Source organism: Leyella stercorea DSM 18206 (genome assembly GCF_000235885.1).
In the GTDB taxonomy this organism is placed as follows: Bacteria; Bacteroidota; Bacteroidia; order Bacteroidales; family Bacteroidaceae; genus Prevotella; species Prevotella stercorea.
Genome location: NZ_JH379473.1, coordinates 1 through 5,786, shown reverse-complemented (window position 1 = coordinate 5,786; position 5,786 = coordinate 1). Strand labels below are relative to the sequence as shown.

6 protein-coding genes are annotated in these 5,786 nt (G+C 45.2%); all 6 read right to left on the bottom strand.

The window, feature by feature from the left end:
* Positions 1–58: 58 nt before the first annotated feature.
* The gene (locus HMPREF0673_RS12535; RefSeq protein ID WP_007903168.1) at positions 59–1,210 is read right to left on the bottom strand and encodes a PP2C family protein-serine/threonine phosphatase; all 1,152 of its coding nucleotides are present in this window, start codon (positions 1,208–1,210) and stop codon (positions 59–61) included.
* Positions 1,211–1,216: 6 nt separating this feature from the next.
* Positions 1,217–1,816 carry an FHA domain-containing protein gene (locus HMPREF0673_RS12530; protein WP_007903166.1) on the bottom strand — a complete coding sequence of 200 codons (600 nt, stop codon included), beginning with the start codon at positions 1,814–1,816 and terminating at the stop codon, positions 1,217–1,219.
* A 22-nt stretch (positions 1,817–1,838) separates the two neighbouring features.
* Complete coding sequence (locus HMPREF0673_RS12525; protein WP_172633668.1) at positions 1,839–2,588, bottom strand: caspase family protein; 750 nt, start codon at positions 2,586–2,588, stop codon at positions 1,839–1,841.
* Positions 2,563–3,333, bottom strand: coding sequence for a hypothetical protein (locus HMPREF0673_RS14615; protein ID WP_040597036.1), 771 nt, complete (start codon positions 3,331–3,333; stop codon positions 2,563–2,565). The genes HMPREF0673_RS12525 and HMPREF0673_RS14615 overlap by 26 nt, the downstream gene beginning before the upstream one ends.
* A gap of 121 nt (positions 3,334–3,454) precedes the next feature.
* On the bottom strand, positions 3,455–4,177 hold the full coding sequence (locus HMPREF0673_RS12515) for an FHA domain-containing protein (protein WP_007903162.1): 723 nt from the start codon (positions 4,175–4,177) through the stop codon (positions 3,455–3,457).
* 11 nt (positions 4,178–4,188) lie between these two features.
* Positions 4,189–4,578, bottom strand: a complete 390-nt coding sequence (locus HMPREF0673_RS12510) for a LytTR family DNA-binding domain-containing protein (protein WP_157591719.1) — start codon at positions 4,576–4,578, stop codon at positions 4,189–4,191.
* Positions 4,579–5,786 lie beyond the last annotated feature (1,208 nt).

The following is a 5,786-nucleotide window of genomic DNA, read 5'->3' as shown; positions in this document are numbered from 1 at the left end:
CCTTGTCCGAGTATCTTCTCTATCTTGTATGTACCTCCATGTAGGAGTGTTCCTATAATCAATTGTTGTTGCATGACTTATTTTGTCTTTTCGTTAGGATTGTTTGTTTTGTCTCTCTTTTCATTCTTGGGTTGGATGGTTTGACAAACTTATTAATAGCATTGCTCGTTGCCGTGTCCTTTTTCAGCGTATCCTTTTTCTGTTCTATTGGTCGAACCTTGGCAGGAGCCAACTTGATACTATCGCCAACCAATTCCGAAGCATTGTTCTTGCCTCCGCACATAAAGAATGAAGCAGCGGCAGCTATAACCGCAATGACAGCAATACCGACAATCCATTGCCATACTTTCCGTTTCTTCTTTGGTTTGTTAAATTCTGGAGTAATCCATGTGCCTTTTACGGGAGAGTGAGATTCTTCGTTTGAGGCAATAGAGGCATCGCCCTCCACCTTATCAATATGTATAAGGTGTGCCGTGTGATTGTCCTTATTCTCTTCTGTCACATTGCGTAGCATCTCCAACTTCTGCTCATCTGTAGCATTAGGCTTGGTAATGATATTGAGGATGTTCTCGTCAGAAGCTTCTTCCAACATACCATCGGAGCACATGTAGAAATAGTCGCCAGGTTGGATGTCTGTGAGATGGGCAATGTCTGCCTTAGCACGATGCTCCTGGCAAGGCTGCATAGCACGTGTGATGACATTCTTCTGCGGATGGTGCTTAGCCTCCTCTTCTGTTATCTCGCCAATCTTCACCAGATCGTTGACGAGCGAGTGGTCTTGCGTGCGGAAGACGATACGTGCCGAAGTGTTTTTTGAAGCCGGACGCAACTGATATATACGGCTATCGCCTATATGCGCCACAGTGGCACCACTGGCGTGCAGACATAAGAAGGTGAGCGTGGTGCCCATCTTGCGTTCTTCGCAATTGTCTTTAGCATCAAGCGCATCGTAGGCTGCACTAAGTGCTTGCCGGAAGAGTTCGTCGCTCAACACTTCACCTGGATGCCAAGCGGAAAGGATGACACGGCTTAATGTCTCGCACACCGTAGCCGAAGCCACCTCGCCTTTCTCATGTCCGCCCATTCCGTCGCAGAGAACGAACAAGCGGTCGTCAGACGTTGACTTACCCAATGCAGGAAAGAGCGAATCTTCTTGATTTGTTCTTTGTCCAAGTTCCTGCAGGTTGTATGCTTTAATCTTGAATTTCATATACTGTTACTTTTTGAATGTCAGTTCTGTACTACCCATCTTGATACGATCACCATTGTTGAGCACCAGTTGGTCTTGTTGTCCGATGAGTACTCCGTTCATATAGGACGGATTCTTGTTCGCTCCATTTCTGAGAATGTGAATTGTCTTTCCTCCTGCATTGCTCACTTCTATCACGGCATGGCTTCGGCTCATGGTGCGGTCGTTGGTGGCTATCTGTATAGTTGCTGTCGACGAAGCTGCACTACGTCCTATAGTGTTAATGCCTAAACGCAACGCATATGTACTACCCGTATTGTCCACAAGTACACCGACCGTAGGGCATGAAGCGGAGGCTGTTCGTGTTTCATCTCCACCACCATGTTGAGGTTGTGGACCAATCCTTGTTTCATCGCCTCCCGATTGCTGTATAAAACCACCTCCATACTGGGTTTCATCACCCGAAGAAGCGATAGGCTTAGGCTGCTCCACATATCGTTGACACTTGCCAACGATATGCTTTTCCTTGCATACGGGGCAGGTGAAAAACGCCGCATTGATGTTTGGTACATCTTTCAAACGGAGCACCTTGCCGCAAGTAGGACATTTTATCTTTATCTCATTCATTGTTGTTCTGTTTATATTGGTATCACCATTTCATCACAGGCATATCGTCGGAGAACTTGCCCCACATCACGGGATGCTGACGGTTGCCTGAGTCTTTCTTCACCTTTTCGCTAACATAGTCGAACAGCTCCTTTGCCGTAATGATGCGGTCTCGGTTCTTGTCTGCACCTCCTCGCAATCCATGCTGCAAGGCGTAAGTGAAGAAGCCATTTGTCATACCTGGTCTCTCGATTGACTTCTCGTTGCTGCGACTGGAGAGGAAGAACATCACATTGCCCTTATTGACGCTGTTTGAACTCGCATTGGCGTTGCTCTTACCCTGGCGTATAGCCCCTGCGAAACAAGCGTCAGCAAACACCATTTTGTTTTTGCTCTTGCACGATGCCATCGCCGTATAGATATCATCGTAATACAGGGAACCGTCATAGCAGACAAATCCGCCTTTAACCCCGTGACCGCTGAAGAATATCACAACGATGTCGTCGGCAGTTGCTACAGAAACCATCTTTTGCAGAGCCTTCTTCACGGTAGCCACCTTTGCCTTATCGTTCATCAGCAAGCAGACCTTTGCCTGTTTGTTCTCCTTGTAGAGCCACTGCATTGTGGCTGCATCGTTGTGCGGCAAGCGGAGGTCGTTCCGTGTGCCAGGATAGTCGGATATGCCGACTGACAAAAGATAAATCTTCGCTTGGACTGATAATGGCAGCAAGGCAAGTACTACCGATAAGAGTAGTATCTGCGTGACTTTATACATATGACAAATCGGCATCATTGTTGTAATCCGGCTGGTCATCGCTGGCGTTATAGGCAAATGTATTTTGCTCCTGATCCATCTGCATCTGTTGCTGTTGCGCCATATACAAATCCTGATAATCCGCCATATGTACATTATCGTTTGAGAGGTCGTACACCTCGCCTTCATCTATCTGCTGGTTATGGTTTTCGTCTACAGCAAGAACGTCTGCTACACCATCACCGTCTAAATCCACAACAGCAGCTACCTCATGGCCGTTGGTCAGCATAGCCGCTTGCATGGTTTGTCCGTCCTCGCCTTGCGCTTCGTACATACCCAACACCTGCACCTCATGGGCATTGCCGCCATTGGTGTCGTCAACCGTAGCCTGCACTTCGGGATTTTGTGTTACGGGGTCAGCACCATTGTGATTAGCATAGTCGGGTTCGCCACCTTCTTCATCGTCTACTCTGGATACGAGTTCCTCCTTTTGGGGTTCGTCAGGCTGCTCCTTTTGAGGTTCGTCAACGACTGCTGCAGCAGGCTTCTCCGCTGCCACTGCTTCTTCCTCAGGCTTCTGCTCCTCTGCCTCGTCCTTGCTATGGAGCATTTCCGTAGCAGCATAAGCAGCACCACCACCGACTACACCGCCCACAATTGAGGCGGCTGCCGTAGCGACTACTTTCTTGCCTTTGTTCGACTTCTTATCAACTGTCTCTACGCTTTGTGTCTGTTCTGCCTTATTGTTCTGCGGCTTCATGACGATTGTTTCTTCGTTGTTCATATCAATAGCTTTTAAAGTTTTTAAATCATTATTTTGATGCTGCAAAATTATGCTTATTATACCTCAACACCATGAGAAAATCGGCATCCTGTATGAAACGCCCCGATTATTACACAAAATGTCAGTGGGTGTACTTGCAACCACAAGCCAAGCACTGCTTATTGTACTCGATGTTGCGGTACGGTATCGCACCAAATGGTCTTCCACAAGCAGGATTAGGACACTTGTACTTCCTGGCATACTCATCGTCGAGGTCGTGCAACTGTTGTTGAACGGTTGCAGTGATGCTTCCTTTTATAAAGAAATATATACCTATGGACAAAGCGGCAACAATGATGATAATGCGTATTGTAGGGTCTATGCCAGGAATAAAGCCGAGACACATACCAAACATGGAGAATAGACCTTGCAGACGTTGTTTGTTCGCAGATTTTGCAGCATCGTTCTGTATCTTCATTCTGCGGTTGTCGTATTCCTCCCACACAGCCTTCATGGGTTTCAACGAGAATGTCGGTGCCTCTTTTTGCGGATCCATTCCATTGACTGCTGAGACACCAGCCAGTTGCAGTATCTGCTGCAGAGGTACAAGAAATCGCTCTTCGCCTAACTGCACACGGCTGTTCGAGGTGATACCTTTGCTGACTACCTGATTGTCGTCTACAAAGGTTACGTTCTGCGCCTTTATGTTCTCTATGCTGATATTGCTTCCATTGACTGAAATCTTGCAATGCCGACGACTTACAGACAATGGCACTGCGCCTGCCTGACCTATATTGAATTCACGTCCACCAACAATACAATGTAGACGACGTGCGCCTTCTTCTCTTCCTATTATAATTTCCATCGTTTTTGATTTTATCCTACATTGATTTGAGTTCGGTCTGGAACCCGTCCGACGAGAATGTCCTTTAGCTGTTTGAGTGCTTCCTTCGATATACCGAGTTGAAAGGTGAAGTGAACACCATCAGTCACAACAAGGCTTTGCAGCAGAGGTTGCACCTTATATATAAAGTTGAGATTTACGATGAAACGCTTACCTATGCGTGCAAAAATAGAGGCACGCTCACGCAAGCTCTCAGAGATAAACTGCTGCATGTTGCTGAGATTCATACAGACAGCCACCTTCTGTTTGTTGACAAGCACAATGTTGGTATAGTTGCCATCACCCTCCATGTACACAATCTTGGAACAGTCAAGGCGAATCAGTTCGTTGCGAGTGTTTAGATACAAAAATCCTGTAGCCATAATAGACTTATTTTGGCACATTGCTTTCTCCTGAACAATGTAGGGTTAGCATTCTGATTAGGTTATTATTCTGGCACAAAAAAAGCGTGGAGAACCTACCTGTTGTCCATTCCACAGCTTGAGGCTCTCGCATTGCCTATTATAGTCGAACAGACAACGTCAGAGCCCACGCCGATATGATAATCCTCCCCGTGAGGTCTGTGTACACAACCACGCACTGCACCTATAAGGGTACAATGATGGCTTACAGAGAACCACACAGGAATGATATAATCACACCCGGGACATCTACCGTTGCTAAGTTCAAGACTATAATGACTTTGAATTTGCGAGATTCCAAGCTGTCTCAAACAGAGCGTCAAGTAAACGCCTTAATTATGTCGTGCCTCTACCCACCCTTTCTCCTTTGTTTAAAGTATAAATACCCGTAAAAGGCTCGGCGTGAACTGAGGCATGAATCGATTGAAACTAAGTGTACGAATACACGAAATCAATTAATCTGCACAAAATTAATATATTTCTACGAATAAAAAAAAGGAAATTCAAAAAAATACCTCAATAGGTATAAAATCGAGTTGATGAGGATATCTACCATATCTTCCTGATGATGATGCCAAGAGCAGACGGCATCATCGTCAGGAAGATATGTTGCTAAGTGATTTTATTTATTGATTACCAAGCTATTGTTGTCCAACACAACATGATGGGCAAAAGAAGTGGGAGGGAAAATTTGCGTTTCAAAAGCGGATATTCAATAAAAACGTTGGCGTTTAGAAGAAAATACCATATCGTTTGCAGACGAACAAGAACCAAAAATATAATAAAAAGGTTTCAAAAATATGGTACAGACATCAAACCAAAGCACTGTAAATAAGATAGAAATGAGGCTTAGAGGAAAAAGACGTGGTTCGATAGTATATCATATTATATAGTTGTCATTTCTCAAGTTAGGGATTCTTTGGCACAATTGTATGAAATCCTTTAAACATGATATATATTAAACACCTTAATAATTAGGCTTTTGCCCTTGCAGGGCGTATGGGGATGTGGGGATATAATGTTTACCCAGGGCGCTGCCCTGGGCTATGTGATTGTTGGGCTTTCAGCCCGTCTTTGACCATACTGTCTGTTTTACCGGACAGCAATACTTCACAATATACACGCCATTTAAGGACGAGTGTCTTTTTTTAAATAAGGTTGACACCCTA